The sequence below is a fragment of the Ralstonia sp. A12 genome, from assembly GCF_000801955.1.
Lineage (GTDB): Bacteria > Pseudomonadota > Gammaproteobacteria > Burkholderiales > Burkholderiaceae > Ralstonia.
The window spans coordinates 1-26,352 of the sequence record NZ_JSZO01000009.1 but is presented as its reverse complement, the minus strand read 5'-3'; the positions used below and the strand labels follow the sequence as shown (position 1 = coordinate 26,352).

30 protein-coding genes are annotated in these 26,352 nt (G+C 61.0%); 23 read left to right on the top strand and 7 right to left on the bottom strand.

What is annotated here, in order from left to right; translation table 11 throughout:
- Positions 1 to 534 precede the first annotated feature (534 nt).
- Positions 535 to 960: a lipocalin-like domain-containing protein gene (locus PI87_RS13335; RefSeq protein ID WP_039598205.1), complete on the top strand. Its 426-nt coding sequence runs from the start codon at positions 535 to 537 to the stop codon at positions 958 to 960.
- Between the two features lie 21 nt (positions 961 to 981).
- Positions 982 to 1,539, top strand: coding sequence for a DUF6891 domain-containing protein (locus PI87_RS13330; RefSeq protein WP_039598204.1), 558 nt, complete (start codon positions 982 to 984; stop codon positions 1,537 to 1,539).
- 56 nt (positions 1,540 to 1,595) lie between these two features.
- Here PI87_RS13330 and PI87_RS13325 read toward each other — a convergent pair whose 3' ends face one another.
- Complete coding sequence (locus tag PI87_RS13325; protein ID WP_039598203.1) at positions 1,596 to 2,243, bottom strand: LysE family translocator; 648 nt, start codon at positions 2,241 to 2,243, stop codon at positions 1,596 to 1,598.
- Between the two features lie 103 nt (positions 2,244 to 2,346).
- Between PI87_RS13325 and PI87_RS13320 the strand changes: the two genes are divergently transcribed.
- The gene (locus PI87_RS13320; protein WP_039598202.1) at positions 2,347 to 3,195 is read left to right on the top strand and encodes a LysR substrate-binding domain-containing protein; all 849 of its coding nucleotides are present in this window, start codon (positions 2,347 to 2,349) and stop codon (positions 3,193 to 3,195) included.
- A gap of 25 nt (positions 3,196 to 3,220) precedes the next feature.
- On the opposite strand, the gene PI87_RS13315 is transcribed toward PI87_RS13320, so the two are convergent.
- Positions 3,221 to 4,213 (bottom strand): DUF2804 domain-containing protein, encoded by a 993-nt coding sequence (locus tag PI87_RS13315; protein ID WP_052321528.1) that lies wholly within the window; start codon positions 4,211 to 4,213, stop codon positions 3,221 to 3,223.
- Positions 4,214 to 4,427: 214 nt separating this feature from the next.
- The gene (locus PI87_RS13310; RefSeq protein WP_039598201.1) at positions 4,428 to 5,774 is read right to left on the bottom strand and encodes a GGDEF domain-containing protein; all 1,347 of its coding nucleotides are present in this window, start codon (positions 5,772 to 5,774) and stop codon (positions 4,428 to 4,430) included.
- A gap of 302 nt (positions 5,775 to 6,076) precedes the next feature.
- Here PI87_RS13310 and PI87_RS13305 point away from each other — a divergent pair, with 302 nt between their 5' ends.
- The 6 genes from PI87_RS13305 to PI87_RS13280 all read left to right on the top strand — a co-directional run bounded on the left by PI87_RS13305 (position 6,077) and on the right by PI87_RS13280 (position 10,137).
- The gene (locus tag PI87_RS13305) at positions 6,077 to 6,985 is read left to right on the top strand and encodes an alpha/beta fold hydrolase (RefSeq protein ID WP_039598200.1); all 909 of its coding nucleotides are present in this window, start codon (positions 6,077 to 6,079) and stop codon (positions 6,983 to 6,985) included.
- 356 nt (positions 6,986 to 7,341) lie between these two features.
- Positions 7,342 to 7,866, top strand: coding sequence for a GNAT family N-acetyltransferase (locus tag PI87_RS13300; protein ID WP_039598199.1), 525 nt, complete (start codon positions 7,342 to 7,344; stop codon positions 7,864 to 7,866).
- A 17-nt stretch (positions 7,867 to 7,883) separates the two neighbouring features.
- Positions 7,884 to 8,621 (top strand): hypothetical protein, encoded by a 738-nt coding sequence (locus PI87_RS13295; protein ID WP_232313997.1) that lies wholly within the window; start codon positions 7,884 to 7,886, stop codon positions 8,619 to 8,621.
- Positions 8,622 to 8,788: 167 nt separating this feature from the next.
- Positions 8,789 to 9,052, top strand: a complete 264-nt coding sequence (locus PI87_RS13290; protein ID WP_232313996.1) for a hypothetical protein — start codon at positions 8,789 to 8,791, stop codon at positions 9,050 to 9,052.
- Positions 9,053 to 9,153: 101 nt separating this feature from the next.
- Positions 9,154 to 9,468 carry a hypothetical protein gene (locus PI87_RS13285; protein ID WP_052321527.1) on the top strand — a complete coding sequence of 105 codons (315 nt, stop codon included), beginning with the start codon at positions 9,154 to 9,156 and terminating at the stop codon, positions 9,466 to 9,468.
- A 153-nt stretch (positions 9,469 to 9,621) separates the two neighbouring features.
- Positions 9,622 to 10,137, top strand: coding sequence for a GNAT family N-acetyltransferase (locus PI87_RS13280; protein ID WP_039598197.1), 516 nt, complete (start codon positions 9,622 to 9,624; stop codon positions 10,135 to 10,137).
- Positions 10,138 to 10,395: 258 nt separating this feature from the next.
- Here the strand turns inward: PI87_RS13280 and PI87_RS29085 are convergent, their stop codons facing one another.
- On the bottom strand, positions 10,396 to 10,566 hold the full coding sequence (locus PI87_RS29085) for a hypothetical protein (protein ID WP_157003132.1): 171 nt from the start codon (positions 10,564 to 10,566) through the stop codon (positions 10,396 to 10,398).
- A 309-nt stretch (positions 10,567 to 10,875) separates the two neighbouring features.
- Here PI87_RS29085 and PI87_RS13275 point away from each other — a divergent pair, with 309 nt between their 5' ends.
- Positions 10,876 to 12,849 carry an APC family permease gene (locus tag PI87_RS13275; protein WP_039598196.1) on the top strand — a complete coding sequence of 658 codons (1,974 nt, stop codon included), beginning with the start codon at positions 10,876 to 10,878 and terminating at the stop codon, positions 12,847 to 12,849.
- Positions 12,850 to 12,971: 122 nt separating this feature from the next.
- Here PI87_RS13275 and PI87_RS29080 read toward each other — a convergent pair whose 3' ends face one another.
- From PI87_RS29080 to PI87_RS13270, 3 genes are all read right to left on the bottom strand, one after another.
- Positions 12,972 to 13,187, bottom strand: a complete 216-nt coding sequence (locus PI87_RS29080) for a hypothetical protein (RefSeq protein WP_157003131.1) — start codon at positions 13,185 to 13,187, stop codon at positions 12,972 to 12,974.
- Positions 13,188 to 13,359: 172 nt separating this feature from the next.
- Positions 13,360 to 13,518: a hypothetical protein gene (locus PI87_RS29075; protein ID WP_157003130.1), complete on the bottom strand. Its 159-nt coding sequence runs from the start codon at positions 13,516 to 13,518 to the stop codon at positions 13,360 to 13,362.
- Between the two features lie 164 nt (positions 13,519 to 13,682).
- Positions 13,683 to 14,402, bottom strand: coding sequence for a Crp/Fnr family transcriptional regulator (locus PI87_RS13270; RefSeq protein ID WP_039598195.1), 720 nt, complete (start codon positions 14,400 to 14,402; stop codon positions 13,683 to 13,685).
- Positions 14,403 to 14,667: 265 nt separating this feature from the next.
- Here PI87_RS13270 and PI87_RS13265 point away from each other — a divergent pair, with 265 nt between their 5' ends.
- The 13 genes from PI87_RS13265 to kdpC all read left to right on the top strand — a co-directional run bounded on the left by PI87_RS13265 (position 14,668) and on the right by kdpC (position 26,253).
- Positions 14,668 to 15,096 (top strand): VOC family protein, encoded by a 429-nt coding sequence (locus PI87_RS13265; protein ID WP_039598194.1) that lies wholly within the window; start codon positions 14,668 to 14,670, stop codon positions 15,094 to 15,096.
- Between the two features lie 135 nt (positions 15,097 to 15,231).
- On the top strand, positions 15,232 to 16,254 hold the full coding sequence (locus tag PI87_RS13260; protein ID WP_039598305.1) for an SGNH/GDSL hydrolase family protein: 1,023 nt from the start codon (positions 15,232 to 15,234) through the stop codon (positions 16,252 to 16,254).
- Positions 16,255 to 16,338: 84 nt separating this feature from the next.
- The gene (locus PI87_RS13255; protein ID WP_232313995.1) at positions 16,339 to 16,845 is read left to right on the top strand and encodes a phospholipase D family nuclease; all 507 of its coding nucleotides are present in this window, start codon (positions 16,339 to 16,341) and stop codon (positions 16,843 to 16,845) included.
- A gap of 368 nt (positions 16,846 to 17,213) precedes the next feature.
- Positions 17,214 to 17,465 carry a hypothetical protein gene (locus tag PI87_RS13250; protein WP_039598192.1) on the top strand — a complete coding sequence of 84 codons (252 nt, stop codon included), beginning with the start codon at positions 17,214 to 17,216 and terminating at the stop codon, positions 17,463 to 17,465.
- Between the two features lie 81 nt (positions 17,466 to 17,546).
- A complete protein-coding gene (locus tag PI87_RS13245; protein ID WP_198139556.1) occupies positions 17,547 to 18,224 on the top strand; it encodes a TonB family protein in 678 nt (225 codons plus the stop codon).
- Between the two features lie 266 nt (positions 18,225 to 18,490).
- Entirely contained in the window at positions 18,491 to 19,165 is a 675-nt protein-coding gene (locus PI87_RS13240; protein WP_232313994.1) for a hypothetical protein, read from the top strand.
- A 159-nt stretch (positions 19,166 to 19,324) separates the two neighbouring features.
- Positions 19,325 to 20,314, top strand: coding sequence for a ParA family protein (locus tag PI87_RS28075; RefSeq protein WP_052321526.1), 990 nt, complete (start codon positions 19,325 to 19,327; stop codon positions 20,312 to 20,314).
- Between the two features lie 214 nt (positions 20,315 to 20,528).
- On the top strand, positions 20,529 to 21,326 hold the full coding sequence (locus PI87_RS13230; protein ID WP_039598189.1) for a TorF family putative porin: 798 nt from the start codon (positions 20,529 to 20,531) through the stop codon (positions 21,324 to 21,326).
- A 33-nt stretch (positions 21,327 to 21,359) separates the two neighbouring features.
- Complete coding sequence (locus PI87_RS29835) at positions 21,360 to 21,485, top strand: hypothetical protein (RefSeq protein ID WP_021197073.1); 126 nt, start codon at positions 21,360 to 21,362, stop codon at positions 21,483 to 21,485.
- Complete coding sequence (gene kdpF / locus PI87_RS13220; protein ID WP_039598188.1) at positions 21,482 to 21,571, top strand: K(+)-transporting ATPase subunit F; 90 nt, start codon at positions 21,482 to 21,484, stop codon at positions 21,569 to 21,571. Before PI87_RS29835 ends, kdpF begins: the two co-directional genes overlap by 4 nt.
- Before the next feature lie 20 nt (positions 21,572 to 21,591).
- Positions 21,592 to 23,364 (top strand): potassium-transporting ATPase subunit KdpA, encoded by a 1,773-nt coding sequence (gene kdpA / locus PI87_RS13215; protein ID WP_039598187.1) that lies wholly within the window; start codon positions 21,592 to 21,594, stop codon positions 23,362 to 23,364.
- Positions 23,365 to 23,397: 33 nt separating this feature from the next.
- The gene (kdpB, locus tag PI87_RS13210; protein ID WP_039598186.1) at positions 23,398 to 25,623 is read left to right on the top strand and encodes a potassium-transporting ATPase subunit KdpB; all 2,226 of its coding nucleotides are present in this window, start codon (positions 23,398 to 23,400) and stop codon (positions 25,621 to 25,623) included.
- A gap of 15 nt (positions 25,624 to 25,638) precedes the next feature.
- On the top strand, positions 25,639 to 26,253 hold the full coding sequence (kdpC, locus tag PI87_RS13205) for a potassium-transporting ATPase subunit KdpC (RefSeq protein WP_039598185.1): 615 nt from the start codon (positions 25,639 to 25,641) through the stop codon (positions 26,251 to 26,253).
- Positions 26,254 to 26,352: the final 99 nt, after the last annotated feature.

The window sequence follows — 26,352 nt, the reverse complement described above, 5'->3', positions numbered from 1 at the left end:
TCAGAATGGTTTTTCAATGCCGGCTTGGGTCGATTGTGGTCGCCGGTCAGCGTTGCGCTTGACGACAACGCCCCCTCCGGAACGGTTCTGCGAGGATACCAACCGCTTCTCAAAAACGGTCATCCGTAGAGCCATCTTCTACACAACCCCCAATGTGGATAACTCCACCTTCCCCTGTGAACAACTCCAGGGACAAGCGTGTTGGCTCTCCGGGGTTGGCGTATCCACAACGCAGGAACAACTTCCAACCGTGTCGACAGGGTGCGATGCGATCCACCGGACTCATCCACGCAACCGCACACGCTGTCCGGTGGGTTGTCCGTTCTGCAAACCATTGAACTGAAAGCGGTTTTCCCGCTTATCCACAGAACTTATCCACCGTTATCTATTACTACTATCTGTATACATAAAGAAGTAAACCTATAAACCCTCTGTGGGGGGCCTTGAAGTGGATGGTGCGATTGCAATTGGCATGGCAACGTACCCGATATCCGATAGGTGAATACGTTGAGTCGAACGACTACAAGGTGGGATATGTCTGAGCGCGACGCAAAGCTCCACGGTTCCTGGCGGTTGGTGTCTTTTGAGACGGAGCTTCAGGATTCAAAGGCGCGCACGCAACCGTGGGACGCCGACCCCAATGGGTACCTGATGTTCGGCGCGGATGGGCGCATGATGGTGCTGGTCACCGCAAAGGCGCGGGAGCCCGGGAATACCGACGAGAAACTGGCGGCGCTTTTCCGTACGGTAATGGCCTATACGGGGCGGTATCGGATTGATGAGGACAGGTTCATCACCAAGATTGACGCATCCTGGAATGAAGCCTGGAATGGCACTGAGCAGGAGCGCTTCTACACGCTCGATGGAGACACGCTCGTCGTCAGTACGGCCTGGATGCCGAATCCGCTGGTTCCCGGCAATCCAATCGGAAGGGGTGTTCTGAGTTTCAAACGCGAATAACTTTCTCGACGAGGCGATCACGTGACAGACACCGAAACTCACGTAATGGAATGCATCACCAAATGGGTGTGGTCGGGTTTCTATGAGCCTGCTGACGTCCGAGACATGATGGATGACATCCTGGAGCCCGACTGCGATGTGAGCCGGTTGGAAGCCTTTATTGCGTCGGAATTTGAGCGCAAGGTGGCTGCAGAAGCGTCCTGGCCTTCAGAGACAGATTGCGACCGCCTTGATCGCGTTTTCTACCATCTGCACGAAGACGGCATCTGCGCTTTGTCCAACGCTGGATACACCATGTCAGACGGCCATGCCGATGTATCAGAAGCCGTGGACGACGCTCCAGAGGGCCACTACCACGGATACTGCTTCTATCACGGACAGGACGTGGACAGGGCCTTGGACGGACACGGCATCATGATCGCCTTTGGTGATCTGGCCGACGACAAGGCGCGTGGCTCAGCCGTGGGCCATCGTGTTGCAGAAGCACTTTCGCTCGCGGGGTTCGGGGTGTCGTGGGATGGATCGGTCGCGACGCGAATCAATATTCCGTCTTTCGACTGGAAGCGGCGGCAGACCTAGCGTGATGCCTGCTTTGGGCTCTGGCCGGCCACGCTCAGCCTACCGCCACACGCTGCTCAATAAACTCCCGCCAGCCTCAACGCATCAACCCCCATGTGTGCCCCCAGCACACTCAGCACAACGCCCATCGCCCAGCGTTGCGCCAGCAACAGCCCGGGGCGGCGCGCCAGCAGCGTCGCCATGCTGCCGGAGCAGATCGCTACCAAGCCGTTGACCGTAGCGAACGCGATGATCAGCGACGCGCCAAGCGCGAGCGATTGTTTGAGAACGCTGCCGTTCTGATAATCGATGAACTGCGGCAGCAGTGACAGAAAGATCATCGCGAGCTTGGGATTCAACAGGCTGGTTGTTGCGCCCATCACCAGCAGCCGGCGCGGCCGCTCGCGAGGCAGATCGCGAACCTCCAGCGGCGAGCGGCCGCCCGGCCGCACTGCCTGCCAGGCCAGATAGAACAGATAGACCGCGCCTACCGCCCCCAGAACGCTGCCCGCATACGGCACGCTCAGGAAGAACGCCGTAATGCCGAACGCCGCCCCAAACATGTAGAAGAGGTAGCCAAGCATGACGCCCGCGAGCGAGATCAACCCCGCCGTGCGCCCTTGCGCAATCGAGCGCGACATCACGTAGACCATGTTCGGCCCCGGTGTGACGGCAAGCATGCCGCCAACTGCCAGAAAGCCGTAAATCGACCCCGCACCCTGCATGTTCGTGGGCTCCTCCAAGTGCCTATGGGTCGTAGTATCGGATTCGCATTTGATCCAGTAAAACGAATTAAACTGAATCGATTCCTCAGCTTTTCTGACGAACATGAAGAAGCTCGATCTGGATGTGCTTGAGATGCTGGTGGCCGTTGCCGAGACGGGATCATTTGTGCGCGGCGCGGAGTCCGTGCATCGGTCGCCGTCGGCGGTGAGCATGCAGATCAAGGCGCTGGAAGACGCGCTGGGCAAGCCGCTTTTCGTGCGTAGCACCCGCAGCGTGGTGATTACCGCAGAAGGCAAAACGCTGTTGGACTATGGCCGCCGCATGCTCGCGATGCGGGATGAGGCGTGGGCCTCCGTTGTGCGCCCCGAGATCAAGGGCCGCGTCACGATCGGCGTGCCGGACGACTACGCCTCGTCGTTGCTGCCGCAGGTGCTGCGCAAGTTTGCGGTGGCGCATCCGCGTGTCGAGATTCGGGTGATCGGCTTGCCCAGCAGCGCGCTCGCTCCACTGCTCAAAGACAACACGCTGGACCTGGCCTGCATGACGAAAACGAAAGGCATTGCCGGCGAATTCGTCCGCTACGAGCCGATGGTGTGGGCCGGGTCGCCCGCACGGAAGGTGTGGCAGGAGCGCCCGCTCCCCATCGCCGTGTTTGCGCAGGGCAGTACGGCACGCGCCTATGCCATCAGCGCGCTGCAGCGGGAGAGCATCAAATATCGGATGTCGTACGAAAGCCCCAGCCTGCTCGGCCTGATCAGCATGGTTGAGGCCGGGCTTGCCATCGCGCCGCTCGCCAGATGCAGCGTGCCGGCACACCTGGTTCAGCTATCGCAGAACGAAGGGCTGCCGCCGCTGGATGATCTGGAGGTGGTTCTCGCCCGCAGTGCCCGGTCTGGGCGGCCGCCTTGCGATTTTCTCGCGGAGCAGATTCTGGCTGAGTTGCGCGGGTGACCGACGCGTGACAACCCCGTCCAAGTTACCAGCGCGAGGTGTGGTCTTCCGTCACGCCGGGCAGCCCCTGCACGACATGCCGGATGCCCGTGTCCGGATCCACAATCTCGCCATCAAAATGGCCGATCGGCTGGATATAACGGCTCGCTGCAATGAGCAGGTTTTTGTTTTCGCTGCGCGCGCCTTCCGGTGTGAATGTCAGGTCGACCTGACGATTGGCACTGCGGATGTGCCACGGTTGCAGCGGCTGCTTCGCATCGAAATCAAATTCAACCGCGCCGACGCGGATCAACTTGCCATGCAGCCATACGGCGTTTTCGGCATCCCCCATATACCCCTGCTGCAGGTTGAAGCCCATTTCACGACTGTGCGCGCTCGCCCAGCGCCAATGCGTTTCCCTTGCCAGCAGGCCGTTCGAGTAGTCCAGCGATGCCACGGCGCCATCCAGCGCATAGCGTTTGTGCGGGCAATCGGCAGTGCCACTGACCTTCAGCCCGCCGCTCTTGTGCGTCGAGTGCGCGAGCCAGTTAGCGGGGGCAATGGATGCCAGCACGGGCGGCATGCCAGCCAGTTGGATGTCTGCAGTCAGCCGCAGCTTGGGTGACTGAATGCTCAGGGTCAGGTGATCGCGTTTGCGCTGGAAGGCCATGCGGCAACTCCCGGCCGTGAAAGACGCGTTACCAAAGGCGCGGTCTTCCATCTTTGCGGACAGACCCGGCAATCCATTTGCGCTTGTCGCACCGACAACTTCCCGGCGTTGCCGGTCGAACAGGTAGGCGAACGCCGTGCCAGTCCACCCCACATCAACAATCGCCGCGCCGATGAAGTAATCAGGATGCGCAATGGCGGCATATTGCCAACGCTTGTGATGCAGCTTGCGGGTCAGCCGCTGGTAGAGCGTTGTTTTCAGCGGCAGCCAGTCCACCTGTTCCACGATCCCCTCATACATGCCGAACGCCGGCAGACCGTGTTCAAGCACCAGTTGGCTGGGCGCAGCGGGGAGGCGCACTGTATTCATGGTGTATCGCATAGATCCTGGGGCGGAGATGCGATGACTCTACACGCCACCTGGCGCGACACGTGGCGTTTGAAATGGTTGTATGGACGTGCGTTGCAGCAATGCCGGTGGGTGCGCCCTGCTTCTGCTTCTGCTCCTGGGCCTTTGCTATCTGTCGCAGGAACCGCAGCTTGATCCGGCGTGGACAGAAGTCTCAGTGATCACGGCTTGCACCTCACGCACCAACCACCTTGTTCTTCCCCGTACGCTTGGCCTGATACATGCCTCGGTCAGCCCGCTGGATCGCGTCCATGGGCGCTTCATCCTTCGCAAGTTCTGCAACCCCCGCCGAGAACGTAATGAAGAGCCGCGTACTGCCCGCCACAAAGAAGCGCTGGGTCAGCGCACGCTGCAGCCGGACGATGGCTTGCACGCCGTCTTCCAGGCACGTGTCGGGCATCAGGATGACGAACTCCTCGCCGCCAAAGCGTGCGAGCGTGTCTTGGGGGCGCATCGCCTCGCGCGCCACCTGGGCCAGATGCGACAGGGCATCGTCGCCAAAGCTATGCCCATGCGCGTCGTTGATCGACTTGAAGTTGTCGATGTCCAGGAACGCGATGGAAAGCGCCGATTTCAGATGCGCGGCGCGGGCCACCTCGCGCGCCAGCGCTTCTTCCAGGCCCTTGCGGTTGAGCGCGCCGGTCAGCAGGTCATGACGCGCCGATGCCGATGCCAGGTCGAGCGCCTGATGGAGCCTCGCCACCTCGGCGGCGGCATCTTCGGCGCGTTTCCTCATCGCCGACAGTTCTTCGTGATGGCGCGCTGAGACGAGGGACATCCAGCGCGTGGCCGCTAGCGCGTCTTGGATCACAGGCGCAATGTCGGCGATGGTCTTGGCCGATTCGATCTTCTTGGCGCACGCCTCCATCTGGCGGTGGTGCTCGCCGGAGCTTTCCGCTGCTGAAGACAGCCGCTCCATGAACGAGGCCAGCAGCCACTTCATTTCTTCCTGCGCTTCGAGCGACTTCGCCTTCAACGCGCCCTGCTTTTGGATCACCTCCTTGAGGCGCCGCCGCACGTCTTCAAGCCGGCGCAGGCTCACGGGGGGCTCGCTGGCCTTCATCAGGGCATCGATCTGCCCGCGCAGCCAGCGGTCATCCAGCGACAGCTCGCCAATGTTCTCAAACACGAGCTGCAGCAGATTCAGCAACGACTTGCGGATCTCGCTCTGATCTGCCGCCGCCAGGGATAGCCGGTGGTTGAACGTCGCCAGCTTGGTGTTCAGGCTGCCAATGGTCTCCGATTCTGAGCGGCAGGCCTTGATCAGCACCCGGGCCGTGGGACCGATCGTGGTGTTGTCATCGCCCAGCGCAGGCAGACAGTACTCAACCGTGCGTGCGAGCTGTTCGCACAACTCCCGCACCAGAGCCATCCGCTCCGCGTCCAGGGTGTGGCCGTTGGGCTTGTTGCCGGAGATTTCATAGTAGATCGAGGCAAAGTTGTCCGGCGTGGGGGTCAACCTGCGTGAGGCCAGCAGCTTGAGGGCGTGCCGAGCGGTCTCCGAGGGGGTTTTTTCTGTCATGCCTAAGCTGCAGGTTCGCGGGCGGGATTTGACGGCGATTTTCCATGGTTCCACGCGCATGGAACAGTCGATCGAAAGTTGGTGTGGGTGTTTTGCTGCATCACTGCGTGCAGTTGTATTGGATGGCAAGGCAAGTTAGCCGTTGTGTACGGCCGATGCCCCCCTCTCCACCACGCTTGCACCCAGCGTGGCGCGTACTACTCTTGACGAGGTTTGCGTAGCGCGTTGTCACGCGGCCCGCTCAGCGTCAGCGTGCCGTTTCCCCATCGACCCCGGCCACTCCGCCCCCAAGAGAGAACCCCATGCGAAAACTGTTTGCAGCCGTTGCGCTCATGCTCGCCCTCACGCACCCTGTGCAAGCGCAGGTGAAGCCGTATCCGCCGGGCTTTCACCACCAGAACATCCAGACCGACGGCGCGACCTTGTACGTACGCGTCGGTGGCAGCGGGCCGGCGGTGGTGTTGCTGCACGGGTTTGGCGACACGGGTGATATGTGGGCGCCGCTAGCCACCGAGTTGGCGCGCACGCATACCGTGGTGGTTCCTGATCTGCGCGGCATGGGGTTGTCGTCGCACCCGGACGGTGGCTATGACAAGCGCACGCAGGCGGGTGACATTCGGGCCGTGCTAACGCACCTGAACATCGATCAGGCCGACGTGGTTGGCCACGATATTGGCACCATGGTCGCCTTTGCCTATGCAGCGCGCTATCCGGACAAGACAACGCGGCTGGTTGTGATGGACGCGCCGGTGCCGGGCGTCCCACCGTGGGAGCAGATTGTCCGCTCGCCTGCGCTGTGGCACTTCTCGTTCGGCGGCCCCGATGCGGAACGGCTGGTGAAAGGCCGCGAGCGGATCTACCTGGATCGGTTCTGGAATGAGTTTGCCGGAGACCGCTCGAAGATCGACGAGGCAACCCGGGTGCACTATGCCCGCCTCTATGCAAAGCCGGGCGCCATGCATTCCGCGTTTGCGCAGTTCCTGTCGATTCCGCAGGACGCCGAGGACAACCAGAAATCCCTTGCCACCAAGCTGACCATGCCGGTGCTGGCCATTGGCGGTGAAAAGTCCTTCGGCGCGAACGAGGCCATCGTCATGCGCAATGCCGCCACCAACGTGCAAGAGTTGGTCGTTCCCAATGCCGGGCATTGGTTGATGGAGGAGCAGACGCAGGCCACGGTGAGTGCCATCGTCAAATTCCTCGCGCAGTAGCGTTGGGTGCGCGCAATTGGAAGCCGTTGAGTTAATCCTCGACGTTGTGCTCGTCGCCTATTCTGTGGGGGCGGCGGCTGCCGCATCCGCATCCAGATTTGCGCGCGGCGTGCGGGTGCTTGCAGGAACAGCACTCTTCACGACCGTCTTCACCCCGATTCTGGCGCCTGCAACCATCATGCTTGTCCCGATCCCGTTGGGCCTAGCCTTGGCCGTTTGTCTTCTCAGCGGTTCCACCCACGAATTGCCCGGTTTGCTCGCCTTGGCCCCTCGATGGAATGTCGTTGCTGCGGTGTGTACAGCAGCGATTGCCGCGCTAATGATGTGGTGGTATCAGCCTTCCACTCCACGCCGACATGAAGAAACCAACCACGATTCGAAGCGTAGTTAAAGGTGATGCCGCAATGCTGTGCGCCGCAGAACAAGCCACCGCACTCACTCCAGGGCTGCTGGTGTCACGGCCTCACGAACTGCAGGTTGAGGCATTCGAACGAAAGATCGAACTGCTTGAGCAAGACGGGGTGTATCTCGTTGCAGAAAGTGGTGGAGCGCCGGTTGGCCACGCGCTTCTGGAGCCGATGACGCTCACCGCGCTCTCTCATGTCTTTAGCCTCACGATCGTTGTCCATCCTGGTCACCTGGGCTGCGGAATCGGTACGGCGCTCATGACCGCACTCATGGAATGGGCGGAAAGCCAGCCGCGCGTGGAAAAGGTGGAGCTTCGAGTCAGGGCAACCAACGCCCGCGCCATTGCCTTGTACCAACGCTTTGGGTTCGTAGAAGAGGGCCGGTTCGAGCGGCGCATACGACTGCCAGACGGGTCATATATTGCGGATCTCTCCATGGCGCGTTTTGTTCGTCAGGCAGGTACCTCGCTTTGACACATCACATCGCCTCAATGCCGACCGACTACGATGGTCATTCCTCCTCTGGAAAGAAGGTTGAGTGCCCGTATGGGCTGGTCATTGTCGAGGGCATCATGGGCTCGGGTAAGTCGACAACGATGCGTTTGATTGCACAGCGTTTGTATGACGCGGGGCAGCAGGCACTCCCAATTCACGAGCGAACAGAACCACATCCAGTCCGGGCGACGGATGAACTTGAACACTGGTTCGAACCGTGGCGTGATGCAACACCGCGGCATCTCGCAGAGCGTGCTTTGGCGAGATGGAGCGCCTTCGTGCAGGACGTGCAGGCCGAGCGCCGCATTCCGGTGATGGACGGCCAACTGTTCCATGGCGATCTCACACACCTGCTGTTGATGGAGGCGGAGACCGAGCTGATCGCCAACTATGTGCGGGCGTTGACGAAGATCATTGCCCCGCTGAATCCCTTTGTTTTGTATCTGTGGCAGGAAGAGGTTGACCGTGCCATTCGCACTGTTTGCGCAGAGCGTGGTCAGGAATGGGTCGAGTACCAAGTGAACTGGAAGCTTGCGGCACCTTACTGCGTGCGCAGACGCCTGACAGGATTGGAAGGGCTTATCGCGCTGTATCGCGACTACCGTGCACTAACCGATCAGCTTTTTCAGCAACTCCCCGGAGCCAAACTCGCCATTGAGAACTCTGCGCAAGCGTGGCCAACGTATGAGCGAAACATTCTTGATGCGTTGGGACTTCGGGCGCGGTGTTCCTAGGTTTAACCCTCCGCGTTCAGAGCAGGGCATGTCAGATGCTGAACTCCGGGCGTGGGCAACTCGATCTACCCTTCAACGCACGCTGATGAGAGGACCTTCCAATGCAACCAGTCGTCAGAGTCTCGATTCTCCGGTGCCCGCCGGACCAGTTTGCCGAAATGCGGCAGATGATGAACGATCTCGAAACGCTGCTTCGGCCCGGTATCGAGGCAATGCGCGGATTGATCGCCTTCTATGTGGGCGAGGATGAAGCGACATCGTCGCTGTCAAACGTGAGCCTGTGGACTGACCTGGACGCGGCGAAGCAACTGGACACGTTCCAGCCGATGCTGGATTCGGGCAAGCCCTTTATCGACAAGGGCGGCATGTTCGAGCGGCCGATCATGAACTACCAGCCGATGTGGGAGCTGCAGCCCGTGTCGAAGGTTTGAGGCCTTGTCGGGGGCTATGGTCGGGCTCACTGCGCTTCGGCGGATTACACATTGAAGCCGTATGGCTGTCACGAGAAGTGCTCAACGCAACTGGTACTCACATGAACATGGCATTGAAGTTTTCCGGCTGCCTCATCCTCCTGTCGGCGTCGTCGCACGCAAGCGCACTAACCCCACAGCGCGTCCCGTCGGAGGTCAGAGCGTTCATTCAGGAGCGGAACACCTGCGACCACTTCCGTGGGGAGCCAGCCGAGGGAGACAGCCCGGAACAGGTTGAGCGAAGGGAATTTCTTCTGGACAGCTTTGACATTTACTGTGCCGGCACCGACAAGCGTCTTGCCGCGTTGAAGCGACGGTATAAAGCCAATCCCGCTGTTATGAGGCGGCTCAACCAATTTGAAGAGCACGTCGAGTGAAGGGAGACTGGGCGCACCACTGCCCCGAGACCGCACGAGACGTCACGATGGTGTCGAGAAGCCGTGTTCGGCTCCGCAGCAGGCACATCGGGCTCTCATCATTCAAGCCGCAGAACAGGCGTTACCTTTCCATCAGCACCCACCAACGCACCCATGAGTTCGATCCAACTCACTCGCGCAACCCGCGCCGATGCCACTGACTTGATCTCCGCCAATCGCGCGAATCAGGACTACCACCTCCCGTGGGTCACCTCGCTCACGGATCAGACAGGATTCGATGCGTGGTTCACTCGTTGCGAGGCAGGGCCAAACGTCGGACTGATTGCCAGAGAACGGGTTTCCGGGCAGATCGTTGGTGTCGTCAATCTCAACGAGATCGTTGCTGGCGCATTCCAAAGCGCTTACCTCGGGTACTACGGAATGTCGAACTTCAGTCGGAAAGGGTCGATGACCGAGGCGCTGCGGGCGGCTGTGCTCTATGCCTTCAATGACCTTGGGCTACATCGACTGGAAGCAAACATACAGCCCGAGAACGAAGCGTCGATCGGCCTGGTGCGCCGGGTCGGATTCCAGAAGGAAGGCTTTTCACCGCGCTATCTTCGGATCAACGGAGAGTGGAGAGATCATGAGCGGTGGGCGTTGCTCGCCGACATGTTCGATGCGCGCTGAATCCCCCTGATCACATTGCATCGCACCGCAGAGCGACCACAAGCACGACCGTCCTCTTCATCGCTGGCTTTGGCCCGATTGTTCGTGACGCGGCGGCAAGCCACAGGCTGTATTGCCAGGCGCTCGGTATCCCTTTCAGGGAAGAGAACGGTGGCTACCTTCATACCGAGGCACTGAAGGGCATAAAGCATTTCGCTTTGTGGCCCCTCACTGGAGGAACAGCGCGAGGTGGTCTTTGTCTACGCCGGGCAAACACCCTCAGGAGAGGTCCGCTGAACTCGACCCTTCTGCCGCATCCTTGCCGTGCTCCAGCGTGCGGCCATCGCGCCCCGATGCGCGCCGTTCACCAACATAGAGCGTGACGAACAGTCCAGCGATGGCGACCACGGCGCCCAGGCCCATCAGCCATCTGGCAAGTAGAGTCATCATGATGTGGACACATTGCGCGTGCGTAGTGGGTGACAACTCAAGGGTAGCCAGCCAGGCATCAAAACCGCGTAGAGACGCAGGCCCGCGCTGCAAAATTCCCGTAAACGGACAGTGTCGCGACAGGTAACGGTGCCGATTCGACGCGTACCTGCATTGCCATGGCAGCGTCATCATCTGTGAGTGGAATAGATCGCAGGGTTGCACTAGATTGTGCAAAAGAGGTTACTCGGCACCACGAGACGGGCTGCCCATCGCAGGGTAGATAGAGCCGCCCGATCACGCTGCCACCACCCGCAGCGGGGAGACACCATGGCCAGCTTGACCAACGTGTGGCAACTACTGGTCGGTAAGCCGCTCGACCCAATGGACCCGCGCACGCGGCACGCTATTGCGGTCACGCCGCTGCTCGCCTGGGTGGGGCTTGGGGCAGACGGCCTGTCGTCATCCTGCTATGGACCGGAAGAGGCCTTTCTTGCACTCGGGCAGCACACGCCGCTTGCGCTGTTCCTGGCGCTGGCTACGGCGGCAACGGTGTTCATCATCGCAATCGGCTACAACCAGGTCATTGAGCTGTTCCCCACCGGGGGCGGCGGCTACCGCGTTGCCACGGCATTGTTGGGGCCGCGGCCTGGGCTGGTATCGGGCGCGGCGCTGTTGGTCGACTATGTGCTGACGGTGGCGACGTCGCTGGCCAGCGGGGTCGATGCCTTCTTCAGCCTGCTGCCGGTCAGCGCGCAGGCGTTCAAGCTCGGCACGGAGATGGTGCTGATCGTGCTGATGACCGGGCTCAACTTCCGGGGCATGCGTGAATCGATTCTGGTGCTGCTGCCCATCTTCCTCGGCTTTGTGGTGCTGCATTTCGGGTTGATCGTCTATGGTGTGGCGGTCCATGGCAGCGGGCTGGCCGCCGTGGTGCCGGATGCCGTGGGCGAGGCACACACCATGTCGCAAACGCTCGGGCCGCTGGTCATGCTGGCCTTGCTGATGCGCGCGTTCTCGCTGGGTGGCGGTACGTACACCGGCCTGGAAGCGGTGTCGAACAACGTCAACATGCTGGCCGAACCGCGTACGCCGCATGGCAAACGCACCATGCTCTACATGTCGACGTCGCTGGCCTTTACTGCGGGCGGCATCATCCTGCTTTACATGCTGTGGCACGCCAAGCCGGTGGAGGGCCAGACGCTCAACGCCGTGGTGTTCGGCAGCGTGATTGACCACATGGGGCTGGGCTCGTCGTTTGCGCGCAGTGCGCTGCTGGCTGCCGTGCTGGCCTTCGAGGCGGGGCTGCTGCTGGTCGGCGCACAGACAGGTTTTCTCGACGGCCCCGCCGTGCTGGCCAACATGGCGCACGACTCCTGGGTGCCGCGTCACTTCCGTGATCTATCCGCACGGTTAGTGCGGCAGAACGGCATCATCGTGATGGGCGTGGCGAGCCTGTTCATCCTGTTCTGGACACATGGCGACGTGTCGGTGCTGGTGGTGCTGTACAGCATCAACGTGTTCCTGACCTTCAGCCTGTCGCTGCTGGGTCTGTGCACCTACTGGTGGCGCCGGCGCAAGAGTGGAGAACGTTGGTGGGCGCACTTTGCGCTGTCTGCCTTGGGCCTGTCGGTGACGAGCACGGTGCTGGTCATCACCCTGGTTGAGAAGTTCACTGCGGGCGGCTGGCTGACCGTGCTGGTCACCAGCGCCGTCATTGCGCTGTGCTTCCTGATCAAGCGCCACTACGACGAGATCCGAGCGCAAATCGCCAAGGAGGATGCCCTGTTCCCAGGAGAGGCGCCTGCGATGAACGACGCCTCAGCACCCGCCAAACTCGACCCCAACCTGCCCACCGCCATCCTGCTGGTCGGCAAGCACCGGGGCGCCAGCATGCATGCGCTGCTGTGGGTGAACCGGCTTTTTCCGGGGCACTTCAAGAACTTCATCTTCCTGGCCGTGGGCGAGGTCGACGCCAAGAGCTACGACGGCGCCGAGCATTTGGAACGCCTGCGCCAGACCATCACTACCTCGCTCGACTACTACGTGGCGCAATGCCGCCGGCATGGCGACGCAGCCGATTGCCGGATCGCCTTCGGCACCAATCCGGTAGCGCAGTTCACCAAGCTGGCAGAGACCACCATGGAGGAGTTTCCGAACAGCGTGTGCTTTGCCAGCAAGCTGATTTTCCGGCAGGTCAACTTCCTGACGGCGTGGCTGCACAACCAGACGCCGTTGGAAATTCAGACGCGCTTGCATACGCAGGGCAAGCAGATGGTGTTGCTGCCGATGAATGTGGGCTAGGCCGTGTTCAGCATGACGGCTGTTCGGCTGCGCGAACATGCAGCCCTCGTGCGCCACCGCACGCACTCCAAGGCACACAGCGCTGCACGCGCATCAACAAAGTCTGATGTCGCCAAGCAACTTCAGTTCGCGAGTTCAGCGCGTTGTTGCCCTAACAGTATTCCAGCGCTGAATGCGAGTTCAGCGGAGATGAACCCTTCCGGGATTGCAGCCTTGGCCCAGCCGGTGGCGTGTCCACCATTGGGTGTGAAGCGATATTCGGCAAACCATCGTCGGTCGTCTTGCTGCGTGGTGCGTATTTCAAGCCTTCCGTTTGCCAAGTTGAACGAACTGAACATGGAAACCCTCGTGCGGTTGCCTCGGGATGCGGAAATGTGCAGGTGCGCAGTCATTCCTGGCCCCACCGTAGTGTGCTGGTGAGCCCTTGTCAGCGCGGTACCGTACATAACGCGGGCCGTTGTTACGCCCAGGTGTGCTGCTTGGGTGAATCAAAGGCCGATGCCAAGCGGGCTAATAGCGGTGATCACGATCGTGATCGCGGGATTCTGAGTGGTCGCCTTCATAACCGCCGTGCCGTTCACCCCCGTGATAGCCGCCATCCGGAACCCATATACAACCCGCCACGGTGGCGACCAGCAGCCCAAGACACATCGAGATCACTGCGCGCATGATGTTCTCCTCACAAGGCGTCCAACGCATGGCGCGTTGATGCGCCAATCACATGGAGACGATCCGATCTGCCGGTGGCCGTGTCTGTACGCTTTCGTTCAAATCAAACGGCTTGCGTGCACGCAGATCGATGTGGAGGGCAATGGTGCCCGCGATGCCGTTGGTTAAATCGCCTGGAGGTCAGGCAGGAGACGGTCAAACTCTCGCTTGACCACGGCATAGCATTCACAGACGCGAAGCTCGAGACCGGGCCGGTCGAGTACTTCAATCGTCCCGTGGCTATAGCGGATCAATCCTGCGTCCTGCAGCTTCAACGCAGCCTCGGTGACGCCGGATCTGCGCACACCGAGCATGTTGGCGATCAGCTCCTGCGTCATCCGTAACTCATTGGACTGCAGGCGGTCCAGGCTCAGCAGCAGCCAACGGCACAATTGCTGGTCGATCGAGTGGTGGCGATTGCAGACTGCCGTTTGTGCCATCTGCGTAATGAGTGCCTGGGTGTAGCGCAACAACAGGCGCTGCATGGCGCCGGCGCGGTTGAACTCCCGTTTGAGTGCGTGGGAGCTCATGCGATACGCAGCGCCCGCGCTTTGGACCACGGCACGGCTGGGCGTCGTTTCGCCGCCCATGAAGATGGCAATGCCGATCAGCCCCTCGTTCCCGACAATCGCGATTTCTCCCGACGAACCATTCTCCATGACATAGAGCAGGGACACGATGCAGGTGACGGGGAAGTAAACGTAGTCAGGCCGATCGCCGGACTCGTAGAGAACATGCCCCAGCGGCATGTCGACCAACACAAGCCCCGGCGCGATTCTTGACCATTCCTCGGCCGGGAGCACAGACAGCAGATGGTTCTGCTTCGGATTCGGTTGCGCTTGCATGGCAGCCTCCCTTCCACGCGCATCGGACAGGTATCCGAGCCATCAATCACGGTGGCGTGACAGAAACAACGGCTGCCGTGCGTCAGTGCGCCTCGTTGCCTAGGCTCTGTGTGGCCCACGCTTGTGACAGCACAATTTTAGGCACGGCGATTGCGGGTGTGGACAAAAAATACCCCCACTGCATGTGCTGCCCGGGGGCGTGCCGACATGCATGGCGATGGCTGGCGACTGAGCCAAACCGCGCGTTCTGGGCAAAGGAGCCATCATGGAAGCGACCCCAAGCACGACCGTTTTATTCATCGCAGGCTTTGGCCCGATTGTTCGTGACACGGCGGCAAGCCGCAGCCTGTATTGCCAGGCGCTCGGTATCCCCTTCAAGGAAGAGACGGGCGGCTACCTTCACACCGAGGCGCTGAACGGGGCAAAGCATTTCGCCCTGTGGCCGCTCTCTGAGGCAGCGCAGTCTTGCTATGGCAAGGATGCGTGGCCTGATGACGTTCCTATACCGCAAGCCTGGATCGAGTTTGACGTCGACAACGTTGAACGGGCTACGGCAGCGCTTGAATCGCAGGGGTATCGAATGCTGGTCAAGAACAAGCGAGAGCCGTGGGGGCAGACGGTCAGTCGCTTCATCGGGCCGGAAGGGTTATTGGTGGGGCTGACCTTGACGCCATCGATGCGAGAAGACAACTAGCGCGGCCGCGTTTTCTTCATGTTCATGCGCTCAGAATGTGCACGCGGGAGCGCAGCGCCACAGGGTTGCGGGCATCTTCTATGCTGGACGAAGATGCCCATCGCAACGACCCAGCCGACCAACAAGGGAGGCGCCATGCAAGCAATCAATCACAAGGTGTATGCCGCCATGCTTGCCGTAATGGCTGCAGTGCTGACGGCATGCGGCGGCGGGGGCGAGAGTTCGAGCAACAGCAGTGGCACACCAACTCCGGCAGGCGGCGTTCATCTGCAGGTGGTGTCGTTTGGCGACAGCCTGTCAGATGTCGGCACGTTCGCGCCAATCGCAAGCGCAGTGGGCGGCGGGCGTTTCACGACCAACCCGGGGCAAGTGTGGACGCAAGACGTCGCGCAGTATTACGGCGATACGCTTAGCGCGGCGTTCACGATCGACATCACGCATGCATTGACCGCGCACGGCGGACTCGGCTACGCGGAGGGGGGCGCGACGGTAGCAACGCCGGCAAACCTGTACGACTTTCTGACCGACGTGATCGGCAACGTCGAAATGCCGGTCAATCAGCAGGTCTCCAGCTATCTGTCCACCTACGGAAGCTTCAACGCCAATCAACTGGTGCTCGTGTGGGCGGGCGCGAATGACGTGCTGCGCGCCGGGGCGTTGCCGGCCGCGGCGCCCATCGTGCAGACGGCAGCCACCACCCTCGCGCAAGTCATTGCGCAGATCATCCAGAACGGCGCCACGCATGTCGTGGTGGTCAATGTGCCGAACGTCGGGCTCGCGCCCGAAGCCGTTGCCTCGGCCGATGGCGGGGCCAACCTGACGCAGTTGTCGCAGATGTTCAACACCAGCCTGAACGCCGCCCTGCAGACCAATGGTGTGCAGGGCAAGGTCATCCAGGTGGATTCCTACACCTGGGAGAACCAGATCATCGCGAGCTTTCAGGCCAACGGCTTTGTCGTGTCCAACACCAGCTTCGCCTGCGACCCCGCGAAAACGCCGCATGCGACAGCGTTGTTCTGCTCGCCGGCAACCTACGTGACGGCCAACGCCGATCAGACGTACATGTTTGCCGACGTCCTTCACCCGTCGACACACTTGCATGCCCTGTTCGCTCAGTTTGTCGAGCAGCAGATTGCCAAGAGTGGGCTTGGGCACTGAGCACGCGAGCAGAAGAATCAATTGCCGCTATCCTCAAGGTCTTGTGAACGCATAAGACCCGGAAGCATGACAACCATCCGATGCATGGCACTGGCGGCGCTGCTCAGCATCTCGTCCCTATCGCATGCCGAACCCAATGTGCAGGTGGGTTTTTCTCCAGAAGGCTCGGCGCGCACGCTGGTATTGGAGACGATTGGTAGCGCGAAGCACAGCATCCAGATGCTCGCCTATGCGTTTCAGGCGCCTGACATCATGCAAGCGCTGGTCGATGCCAAGCAACGTGGCGTGGACGTGCGCATCGTGATCGACAAGAGGCGCAACCAGGGCAAAGCCAGCAAGGCCGCGATGGACTTCGTAACCCGCAATGGCGTGGAGCTGCGCACCAACGACCATTTTCATATTCATCACGACAAGACGATCATCGTTGACGGCAGTACTGTCGAAACAGGCTCCTTCAATTTCGCGCCGTCTGCCGAGACGGCCAACTCCGAGAACGTGGTCGTGATTCGAGATATGCCGGAGGTCGCGCGCGAGTACGTCGCGCATTGGCAGTCGCGATGGGATCTTGGCGTGCCCTACCCGGCGCGTTGAGCAGTGGTCTGCCGCTGCGCGATAATGCGCCCCTCATGCTGCGGGGGACACGGCGCGATAGCCGTATCAGCGCATTCTGAAATGTCCCGTTAAGCATTGCCTTCATCGAAGGCGGCACCCTATGCTCCCGGTGCCGCTTTCGTGCCATGAGAGAAAGCGGCCGAGGATTGGAACCCTCGGTATCGTCCGGCAGGGACCGAGCATAGGTCCTTGTCGTCAATCTCCCGTGGCCGCTCCCCCTTTATGGGCGAGCCTGGCAGGGACGGCTTCGCGCCGATCGAGTGACGGTACTCGGGTTCCAACCTTGTCAGTGCTCGCCCACCCTCCCCCCGGGTGGCGAGTTTCCTCAATTCGACGGAGACATCGCCATGACAGACCCCCAAGCCGTTCCCGATATTCGCCGCTATCAGGCGCATGCTGATTTGTTCGACAAGCTCTCAAAGCTGCGGGCGTTTTTGAGCATGCTGCATGCGAGTGGCTTCGAGCATTTCCGTGCGATGGATGAGGTGCGGCAGGCGGAGTATCTGTGGACGTGTTTGGATTATGCGGAAGGGGCTTATACAGCGTTGACGGTTTGGGATGGGATTGATGTACCTGCGGGCGAAGAGTCGACTGAGTAGCTCCGTCACACGCTTCGGCTAGGATTCCAGGCGCAGTGCAAAGCAATCAGACAAATGCCGGGCAAAAAAACTGGGGGATTCATGTCGTATCACATGCAGCGACTAGCTTGCATCGTGCCGTTTGCACTGCTGACGGCATGCGCCACACCGACGCCACCGCAGGCGGACGTCAAGGTGCCTGCCAGCGGATGCAACGAGGCTCCACCGGTCTATCCGGCTGAGGCTCGACGAGCGCGGGCCGAAGGCCGGGTCGTTGTCTCTGCCGTCATAGAGGTAGACGGGACAATCACCGAAGCGGAGATCAGCGAGTCTTCTGGGAGTGCCCTGCTTGATGGAGCCGCACTGCGTGCGGTTCAGTCGATGAAGTGCGCACCGGTTAAAGACCTTGAAACGGGTAAAGCGAAGCGCGTTTCCTTCTCGAAGCACTATATCTTCGGCGTGGACGAAGCCTCCACGCGTATGAAGGCTTCGTCCCCAGGCTTGTCTGCAGCAACGTCTGCTTACGCTGAACAGATCCGTACCAAGGTGAGGTCAAACCTTGTGATCGCGGACGACACCCTCTCGGGTGACATCAGCGCCGTTGTCAGAGTATTGCTCGGTCCAGATGGTGCAGTGCTGCGCACCACGCTCCAAAAATCCAGCGGCGTGAAGACCTATGATGACGCGGTGCTTAAGGCGATAGAGCGCTCGTCTCCGTTGCCCTTGGAGAAGCCTGGGCAGGTTGGCAGCAGGACGCTTGTTCTTACGTTCAAGCCTTAGCGGTCGGCTATGTAGAAGCATTTCCCTTGGCTCGCGGAGCACGCCGATTCTCGGAAGCCGTTCTGGACAGCAGCCGCAGTGTTCAGAACAACGCGTTTGGTGTTTCGAACCCGACCCGTGGGGTTCAGAACCCCAACGTTGCCGTTCAGAACCCTATGCATGGCGTTCCGAACCCCGCATGTCGGCGTTCAGAACCCCGATACATGGAGTTCAGAACGCCGCGCTTCGTGTTCCGGACTCCAGCCGAGAGGTTCGGAACCTCATGCATGACGTTCGGAACGTCACATACCCGAGTTCAGAACCCCATCTGCGGGGTTCCGAACGCCATCGGCATAAGAATCCGCCTCGACTTGCAGCCAAAACGGCCACCTAGCGGCCATTTCCTATTGATCGGGGGCGCTGCGCTGGCGAACCTCCCGCGCTCGTGCTCGCCTGCACGACTGAGCGACCCCAAGAAGAGGAATGCAATGTCACAGAATCTGATTTCGTTTCAACTCACGACAACCGATCTGGCCGCAATCGACGGTGCGCTGAAAACCCTGGAAGACAGGCTCACCGGCCTGATCGACCTGTCCATCGAGCAGCGCCGCTTCCTGACCAAGATGGGCGATAAATCCGAAGCCTTTGCTCGCAAGGCGGTGGAGGTGCTGGGTAACAACCCCAACGTGCTGCCGGGCAACTTCAATCTCGCAGAAGTCCGCCGCGATCTGGCCGCCTTCGATCAACTGCGCAGCCGTTTGGTACGTGTGAATCGCATCCAGGAACGGCTATCGGATTCGCAGTTGGCACTGGGCAGCGATGTGATGACCGCTGTGCTGGAGGGGTATGCGTTCCTCAAGGTGGCGGGCAAGGGCGAAGGGTTGGATACGGCGCGGAAGGCGTTGTCGGTGCGGTTTGCTAAGGGGGCGAAGAGGAAGGAGGGAGAGGCGGCGGTGGAGTGAATTGATTTATAGCCGCCGAATGTAGACAAAGCCGCCATAGGCGGCTTTTTGTTTCCATATTCGGGGTACCCCACGTTAGCTGGAATACTTTGGAATAACAATTTATGCAACAGTACTGGTAGCCTTTGGCACATTAACCATTGAAAGGGAGGGAAAACCATGCGCACGCTAACTTTCTTCAACCATAAAGGGGGCGTTGGCAAGACAACTTTGACGGTAAACGTCGCAGACACGCTTGTGGACATGGGTGTCCGTGTACTGATGGTCGATGCAGATCCGCAGTGCAACTTGACGTCGTTCTATCTGGAAGAGAAAACACTCGACGCGTTGCTTGGTGAGTCAGATGACGTGAACGGGGGCACGATTTGGTCTGCCATCAAACCGGTGGTGGACGGCAAAGGCCCGATTAAGGAGGTGGATGCGTATCAAATCAAGGAAGGCCTATTCCTCTGTCCAGGAGATGTACTGTTGGCGGACTATGAGGAGGAGTTGCCTTCGGCCTGGACGGGGTCGTTTGCCCGCAAAGGGCGCGACTACGACGTCATGTGCGCTCTTTCGCGGGCAGTCCGAGATATGGGCCAGCGATATGACGTCGATGTGGTGATCTACGATATTGGACCGAATGTGGGTCCGTTGAATCGAGCTGTTCTGCTCGATTCAGATTTCTTTACAACCCCCGTAGCCGCAGATTTGTTTTCTCTGCGCGCATTGACAACGGTTGGGCGATCGCTCGCCCGTTGGATCAACGATTGGAAAACCGTTCGGGGACTGGCAGCTCCTGATGCGCGCGATGATCTGCTTCATGGAAGCCCTATTTACTTGGGATACGTCACGTCAGCCTATAAAGTCTCGTCTGGCCGTAACTCAACACGCCCGCATGAATTTTGGGAGAGCAAAATCGCACCCCGAGTGAGAGATCGAGTAGTTGACGTCCTGCGCGCAATAGATCCTGCCATTGTCCCGTATCACAGCAACAAACTCGCATCTATCAAGGACTTCCATAGCCTTGCCCCACAGGCACAAGAGTATGGCGTCGCAATTGGCAAACTGAGGGGTATGGTTAATTCTGGCTACAACGCTCAAGTGGCAGAGGCTGCTGACGAATTCGACGGCCTAGTCCGTGAGATTCGCAAGCGGATGGGGGTATAGAAGACGACCACACCTCTATCGAGGGTACTTCCCGGGTTTTTACACGGCGTTTACACTCCTCCCCCCAACCTTTACCCCGTTTTTACCCCCCTTTCCCTAATGTTGCACTGCACGCCGGCCCACTGACGGGAGCCCGCGTGCACGCCGCATTCGGCTCCAGTCGGGCGCTTGAGCGCCGGGCCGGGCGGCACCTAAAACAACAAGGGAAAGGTCCATGCAAGCCAAGGTTTCTTTGCACGCCACCGTCATCGGTGGCGTTGTCTTCTGTGCCGCAGCACTCTCCAGCGCGGCCGCATTTGCGCAGTCCACGGACGCCGCGCCGGCACCGGCCGCCGCGCCCGCCAGCCCGCTCACGGCCAACCTGACGCTGGCCAGCCAGTACCGCTATCGCGGGATCATGCAGACCAACAACAAGCCGGCCATCCAGGGCGGCGTTGACTACGCACTGCCCAACGGTTTCTACGTCGGCAACTGGAACTCGTCGATCAGTTGGCTGGGGGATTCCAACCCCAACGTGTCTGCCCCCATCGAGATGGATTTCTACGGCGGCTACAAGACCGAGCTGATGAAGGACGTCCCCATCGACGTGGGCGTGCTGCAGTACTACTACCCCGGCAGCTATCCCGACGGGTACACCCGCCCGCATACCACCGAGGGCTATGCACAGATCGGCTATGGCCCGGTCGCGTTCAAGTACTCGCACGCGTTCTCCAACCTGTTCGGTTTTGCGGATAGCCACCACAGCCAGTACTTCGACCTGTCGGGCAACTTCGACACCGGCTTCTGGGGCCTGACGCTCAACCTGCACGTGGGCTACCAACAGGTGCCGCATCAGGCGGTGCGCACGTCGTATGCCGACTGGAAAGTGGGCGTGACGAAGGATTTTGGTTCGGGCTGGACAGCTTCCTTGTCCTACATCGACACCAACGCTTCGCGCCTGGCCTACACCAACACGCGCGGCAGCTATATGGGCAAGGCCACCGCCCTGCTCGCCGTCACCAAGACGTTCTGATCATCACAACCTGAAAGAGAAAGGGGAGCGCACATGGACTTCGTTTATCTCGCCGGCCTCGCGGTGCTGGCCTTGGCAGTGGGCGGGTTGCTCGCCCTGACTGCCCGGCTTGCCACGCGTGATCAGCCCACCACGCACGCCACGGAGAAAAAGCAATGACCTGGCTCTATGTCTTGTCCGGGGCCATCACGGCGGTCCTGCTCGTCTATCTGTTCGTGGCCCTGCTGTGGCCGGAACGTTTCTAAAAACATAAGCGAGGCACACCATGAATGCGTTCCTCCTCCAGCTGGCGATCTATCTGGTCGTGCTGCTGGTTCTGGCCAAACCGCTGGGCTCGTACATGGCCGGCGTGTTTGGCGACAAGCCTTCGCGCGTGCACTGGCTCGGCCCCATCGAGCGCTTGTTCTATCGCATTGCGGGCGTCAACACCCAGGCCGAGATGGGCTGGAAGCGCTATGCGGTGGCGGTTATCGTCGTCAACGTGCTGGGCGCGCTGGCGGTGTATGCGTTGCAGCGCGCGCAGCAGTGGCTGCCGCTCAACCCGCAGGCCTTTGGTGCCATCACGCCCGATTCGTCGTTCAACACGGCGGTCAGCTTTGTCACCAACACCAACTGGCAGGGCTATTCGGGCGAAAGCACGATGAGCTATCTCACGCAGATGCTCGGGCTGGCGGTGCAGAACTTTCTGTCGGCGGCCACCGGTATTGCGGTGGTGATTGCGCTCATCCGCGGCTTTGCACGCCATTCGGCCAACACCATCGGCAACTTCTGGGTCGATTTCACGCGCGCCACGGTGTACGTGCTGCTGCCGCTGTCGATCATCGTGTCGGTGTTCTTCGTGAGCCAGGGCGTGATCCAGAACTTCGATGCGTACAAGGAGGTGACCACCGTCACCGCCACCACGTACGACAACCCGAAGATGGATGCACAAGGCAATCCGCTCAAGGATGCCCAAGGCAACCCCGTGACGGAAAAAGCCACCACGCAAACGCAGACGCTGCCGATGGGCCCGGTTGCTTCGCAAGAGGCGATCAAGATGCTGGGCACCAACGGCGGCGGCTTCTTCAACGCCAACTCGGCACACCCGTATGAGAACGCCAACGCGCTGACCAACTTCGTGCAGATGCTGGCGATCTTCATCATCCCGGCGGCGCTGTGCTTCACGTTCGGGCGCATGGTGGGTGACGGTCGTCAGGGCTGGGCGGTGCTGGCCGCCATGACGGTGCTGTTCGCCGTGCTGGCAGTCTTCCTGGCATGGTCGGAGCTGCATGCCAACCCCATGCTCGCCAACCTCGGCATCGACCAGGCCGTGGGCAACATGGAGGGCAAGGAAACGCGCTTCGGCATCGTGGCGTCGTCGCTGTTTGCCACCATCACCACGGCGGCGTCGTGCGGTGCGGTCAATGCCATGCATGACTCGTTGACCGCGCTGGGCGGCTTCGTGCCGATGTTCCTGATGCAGTTGGGTGAAGTGGTGTTTGGCGGCGTGGGCTCGGGCCTGTACGGCATGCTGGTGTACGCCATCCTGGCCGTGTTCATTGCGGGCCTGATGATCGGCCGCACGCCGGAATACCTCGGCAAGAAGATCGAGGTGTTCGAGATGAAGATGACTTCCATCGCCATCCTCGTCACGCCGCTGCTGGTGCTCGTGGGCACGGCTGTGGCGGTGGTGATGGCGCAGGGCAAGGCAGGCATCTTCAACCCCGGCACGCATGGTTTCTCTGAGGTGCTGTACGCCTTCTCTTCGGCCGCCAACAACAACGGCAGCGCGTTTGCGGGCCTGTCTGCCAACACGCCGTTCTACAACGTGGCGCTGGGCATTGCCATGTGGCTGGGCCGCTTCTGGATCATCGTGCCGGTGTTGGCGATGGCCGGCACCTTTGCCGCCAAGAAGCGCCTGCCGGTGACCGTCGGCACGCTGCCCACGCACGGGCCCCTCTTTGTCGTGTTGCTGATCGGCTCGGTGCTGCTGGTGGGGGCGCTCACCTACATCCCGGCGCTGGCGCTCGGCCCCATTGCGGAACATCTCGCACGCTAAGGCGCGCAGTCCACTCATATCAACAGGTGCCTTATGGCTATCCGTTACCCAGATTCAGACCCCGTGGTGCGCACCGTTCAGCATCGGCTCGACAGCACAGACGCTGCGGCCCATGCCGGTACGCAAGCGCGCACCACCACCACGCACCATGGCGGTCATCAACCGCTATCGGCCAAGGAAGTGCGCAAGCTGTCGATGTTCTCGTCGGCGCTGGTCAAGCCCGCCATTGTCGATAGCTTCCGCAAGCTGTCACCGCGTGCGCAGGCCAAGAACCCGGTGATGTTCGTTGTCTACATCGGCAGCATTCTCACCACCATCCTGTGGATCATGGCCCTGCGCGGCCAGGCCGAAGCCCCAGCGGGCTTCATCCTGGCGGTGTCGGTGTGGCTGTGGTTCACCGTGCTGTTCGCCAACTTTGCTGAGGCGCTGGCCGAGGGCCGCAGCAAGCAGCAGGCGGCATCGCTGCGCGGTATCAAGACCACCGTGCAGGCGAAGGTGCTGTCGGATGCGCACCGTCGTGACCGCGTGGAAGCCCGTGCCGCCACCGCACTGCGCCGTGGTGATGTCGTCCTCATTGAAGCCGGTGACATGGTCCCGGGCGACGGCGAGGTGATCGAAGGCGTGGCCTCGGTGGATGAAAGCGCCATCACCGGCGAATCCGCACCCGTCATCCGTGAATCGGGCGGTGACTTCTCGTCCGTCACGGGCGGCACGCGCGTGCTGTCGGACTGGATCATCGTGCGCATCACCGCCAACCCGGGCGAGAGCTTCCTGGATCGGATGATCTCGATGGTGGAAGGCGCCAAGCGCCAGAAGACCCCCAACGAGCTGGCACTGACCATTCTGCTGGTGAGCCTGACCATCATCCTGATGCTGGCCACGGTCACGCTGCTGCCGTACTCGCTGTTCTCCGTTGAGGCAATGAAGGCAGGCAGCCCTATCACCATCACCGTGCTGGTTGCGCTGCTGGTGTGCCTGATCCCGACCACCATCGGTGGGTTGCTGTCGGCCATTGGCGTGGCGGGCATGAGCCGCATGATGCAGGCCAACGTGATCGCCACCTCGGGCCGTGCCGTGGAAGCCGCCGGTGACGTGGACGTGCTGCTGCTCGACAAGACCGGCACGATCACGCACGGTAACCGTCAGGCGTCGCGCTTCATTCCGGCGCCGGGCGTGACCGCCAAGGCATTGGCCGAAGCCGCATGGCTGTCGTCGCTGGCCGATGAAACGCCGGAAGGCCGCAGCATCGTCACGCTCGCACGCAACCTGGGCGAAGCGTCCATCGATGAAGCGGCGCTGGCCAAGACGCAGCCCGTGTACGTCGCCTTCTCTGCGCAGACGCGTATGAGCGGTATCAACGTGGGGCAGAACGGCGAGGCGCGCCAGATCCGCAAGGGCGCCGCCGATGCCATCCGCACGCATGTCACGCTGCTGGCAGGCAAGTTTCCGGAAGCCGTGTCGACTGCGGTGGACGACGTGGCCCGCGCAGGCGGCACACCGCTGGTGGTGAGCGACAACGACCGCGTGCTCGGCGTGGTGGAGTTGAAGGACATCGTCAAGGCCGGCATCCGCGAGCGCTTTGCCGAGCTGCGCCAGATGGGCATCAAGACGGTGATGATCACCGGCGACAACCGCCTCACTGCCGCGTCCATCGCCGCTGAAGCGGGTGTCGACGACTTCATCGCCGAAGCCACGCCCGAGACCAAGCTCGCGCTCATCCGCGAGCAGCAGGCACAAGGCCGCCTCGTCGCCATGACCGGTGACGGCACCAACGATGCCCCTGCGCTTGCGCAAGCGGACGTGGCCGTCGCCATGAACAGCGGCACGCAGGCCGCCAAGGAGGCCGGCAACATGGTCGACCTGGATTCCAGCCCGACCAAGTTGATCCAGATTGTCGAGATCGGCAAGCAGATGCTGATGACGCGCGGCTCGCTGACCACGTTCTCGATCGCCAATGACGTGGCGAAGTACTTCGCCATCATCCCGGCCGCGTTTGCAACGACGTATCCGCAACTGGCGGCGCTGAACGTGATGCATCTGGCGACGCCCGCCTCGGCGGTGATGAGCGCGGTGATCTTCAACGCGCTGATCATCGTGTTCCTGATTCCGCTGGCGCTGAAGGGCGTGAAGTACCGCGCGCTGGGCGCGGCCACGCTGCTGCGTCGCAACCTGCTGATCTACGGTCTGGGCGGCCTGCTGCTGCCGTTCCCGGGCATCAAGATCATCGACATGTTCCTGGCCGCAATGGGCTGGGTTTAAGCAAGGAGCGTTTTCATGGCAACCACAACTCAACCCGTGCAGGCCGATGTGCCGCAACAAGGCAGCCTGCTGCGCGCGGCGCTGGTGATCTTCGTTGGCCTGTCGCTGATTACCGGCGTGCTGTATCCGGTGGTGGTGACGGGCATCGGTAAAGCGGTGTTTCCGGCGCAGGCCGGGGGCTCGATCATTGAGCGCAACGGCAAGCCCGTTGGCTCGTCGCTGATCGGGCAGAACTTTGATACGCCGCAGTATTTCTGGGGGCGTATCTCGGCCACCTCGCCCAACCCGTATAACGCGCAGGCTTCGGGGGGCTCCAACCTGGGGCCAAGCAACCCGGCGTTGACGGAGCAAGCCAAGGCGCGGATTGCCGCGCTCAAGGAAGCGGACCCGACGAACACGGCGCCAATTCCGGCTGACCTCGTCACGGCTTCGGGGAGTGGGCTGGACCCGCATATCAGTCCGGCTGCGGCTGCGTATCAGGTTGAGCGTGTTGCGCGGGCTCGGCACCTGCCGGTGGAGATGGTGCGCAAGTTGGTGGATGAGAACACCAAGGGGCCAATGCTGGGGCTGTTTGGGGAGCCGGTCGTCAACGTGCTGGAGTTGAACTTGGCGTTGGATGATTTGAAGTGAGGTTTTGAGTCGGGCCCCGGTGGTGCATCCCCTGTTTCGCGCCCTGCCGGGCCCGACTCACTTTCTTTGTCTTGCCAAAGAAAGTAAGCAAAGAAAGGC

Coding starts and splice junctions, on each gene's coding strand:
- PI87_RS13310 (WP_039598201.1), bottom strand. CDS start 5,774: ATGACAGAAAAAACCCCCTCGGAGACCGCTCGGCACGCCCTCAAGCTG.
- PI87_RS29075 (WP_157003130.1), bottom strand. CDS start 13,518: ATGCGCGCAGTGATCTCGATGTGTCTTGGGCTGCTGGTCGCCACCGTG.
- PI87_RS13315 (WP_052321528.1), bottom strand. CDS start 4,213: ATGAATACAGTGCGCCTCCCCGCTGCGCCCAGCCAACTGGTGCTTGAA.
- kdpB (WP_039598186.1), top strand. CDS start 23,398: ATGGCTATCCGTTACCCAGATTCAGACCCCGTGGTGCGCACCGTTCAG.
- kdpC (WP_039598185.1), top strand. CDS start 25,639: ATGGCAACCACAACTCAACCCGTGCAGGCCGATGTGCCGCAACAAGGC.
- PI87_RS13230 (WP_039598189.1), top strand. CDS start 20,529: ATGCAAGCCAAGGTTTCTTTGCACGCCACCGTCATCGGTGGCGTTGTC.
- PI87_RS13335 (WP_039598205.1), top strand. CDS start 535: ATGTCTGAGCGCGACGCAAAGCTCCACGGTTCCTGGCGGTTGGTGTCT.
- PI87_RS13325 (WP_039598203.1), bottom strand. CDS start 2,243: ATGCAGGGTGCGGGGTCGATTTACGGCTTTCTGGCAGTTGGCGGCATG.
- PI87_RS13250 (WP_039598192.1), top strand. CDS start 17,214: ATGACAGACCCCCAAGCCGTTCCCGATATTCGCCGCTATCAGGCGCAT.
- PI87_RS13285 (WP_052321527.1), top strand. CDS start 9,154: ATGAACATGGCATTGAAGTTTTCCGGCTGCCTCATCCTCCTGTCGGCG.
- kdpA (WP_039598187.1), top strand. CDS start 21,592: ATGAATGCGTTCCTCCTCCAGCTGGCGATCTATCTGGTCGTGCTGCTG.
- PI87_RS13240 (WP_232313994.1), top strand. CDS start 18,491: ATGACGTTCGGAACGTCACATACCCGAGTTCAGAACCCCATCTGCGGG.
- PI87_RS13290 (WP_232313996.1), top strand. CDS start 8,789: ATGATGAACGATCTCGAAACGCTGCTTCGGCCCGGTATCGAGGCAATG.
- PI87_RS13320 (WP_039598202.1), top strand. CDS start 2,347: ATGAAGAAGCTCGATCTGGATGTGCTTGAGATGCTGGTGGCCGTTGCC.
- PI87_RS13295 (WP_232313997.1), top strand. CDS start 7,884: ATGCCGACCGACTACGATGGTCATTCCTCCTCTGGAAAGAAGGTTGAG.
- PI87_RS13305 (WP_039598200.1), top strand. CDS start 6,077: ATGCGAAAACTGTTTGCAGCCGTTGCGCTCATGCTCGCCCTCACGCAC.
- PI87_RS29080 (WP_157003131.1), bottom strand. CDS start 13,187: ATGTTCAGTTCGTTCAACTTGGCAAACGGAAGGCTTGAAATACGCACC.
- kdpF (WP_039598188.1), top strand. CDS start 21,482: ATGACCTGGCTCTATGTCTTGTCCGGGGCCATCACGGCGGTCCTGCTC.
- PI87_RS13275 (WP_039598196.1), top strand. CDS start 10,876: ATGGCCAGCTTGACCAACGTGTGGCAACTACTGGTCGGTAAGCCGCTC.
- PI87_RS13300 (WP_039598199.1), top strand. CDS start 7,342: ATGAAGAAACCAACCACGATTCGAAGCGTAGTTAAAGGTGATGCCGCA.
- PI87_RS13270 (WP_039598195.1), bottom strand. CDS start 14,402: ATGCAAGCGCAACCGAATCCGAAGCAGAACCATCTGCTGTCTGTGCTC.
- PI87_RS13280 (WP_039598197.1), top strand. CDS start 9,622: ATGAGTTCGATCCAACTCACTCGCGCAACCCGCGCCGATGCCACTGAC.
- PI87_RS28075 (WP_052321526.1), top strand. CDS start 19,325: ATGCGCACGCTAACTTTCTTCAACCATAAAGGGGGCGTTGGCAAGACA.
- PI87_RS29085 (WP_157003132.1), bottom strand. CDS start 10,566: ATGATGACTCTACTTGCCAGATGGCTGATGGGCCTGGGCGCCGTGGTC.
- PI87_RS29835 (WP_021197073.1), top strand. CDS start 21,360: ATGGACTTCGTTTATCTCGCCGGCCTCGCGGTGCTGGCCTTGGCAGTG.
- PI87_RS13245 (WP_198139556.1), top strand. CDS start 17,547: ATGTCGTATCACATGCAGCGACTAGCTTGCATCGTGCCGTTTGCACTG.
- PI87_RS13255 (WP_232313995.1), top strand. CDS start 16,339: ATGGCACTGGCGGCGCTGCTCAGCATCTCGTCCCTATCGCATGCCGAA.
- PI87_RS13265 (WP_039598194.1), top strand. CDS start 14,668: ATGGAAGCGACCCCAAGCACGACCGTTTTATTCATCGCAGGCTTTGGC.
- PI87_RS13260 (WP_039598305.1), top strand. CDS start 15,232: ATGCAAGCAATCAATCACAAGGTGTATGCCGCCATGCTTGCCGTAATG.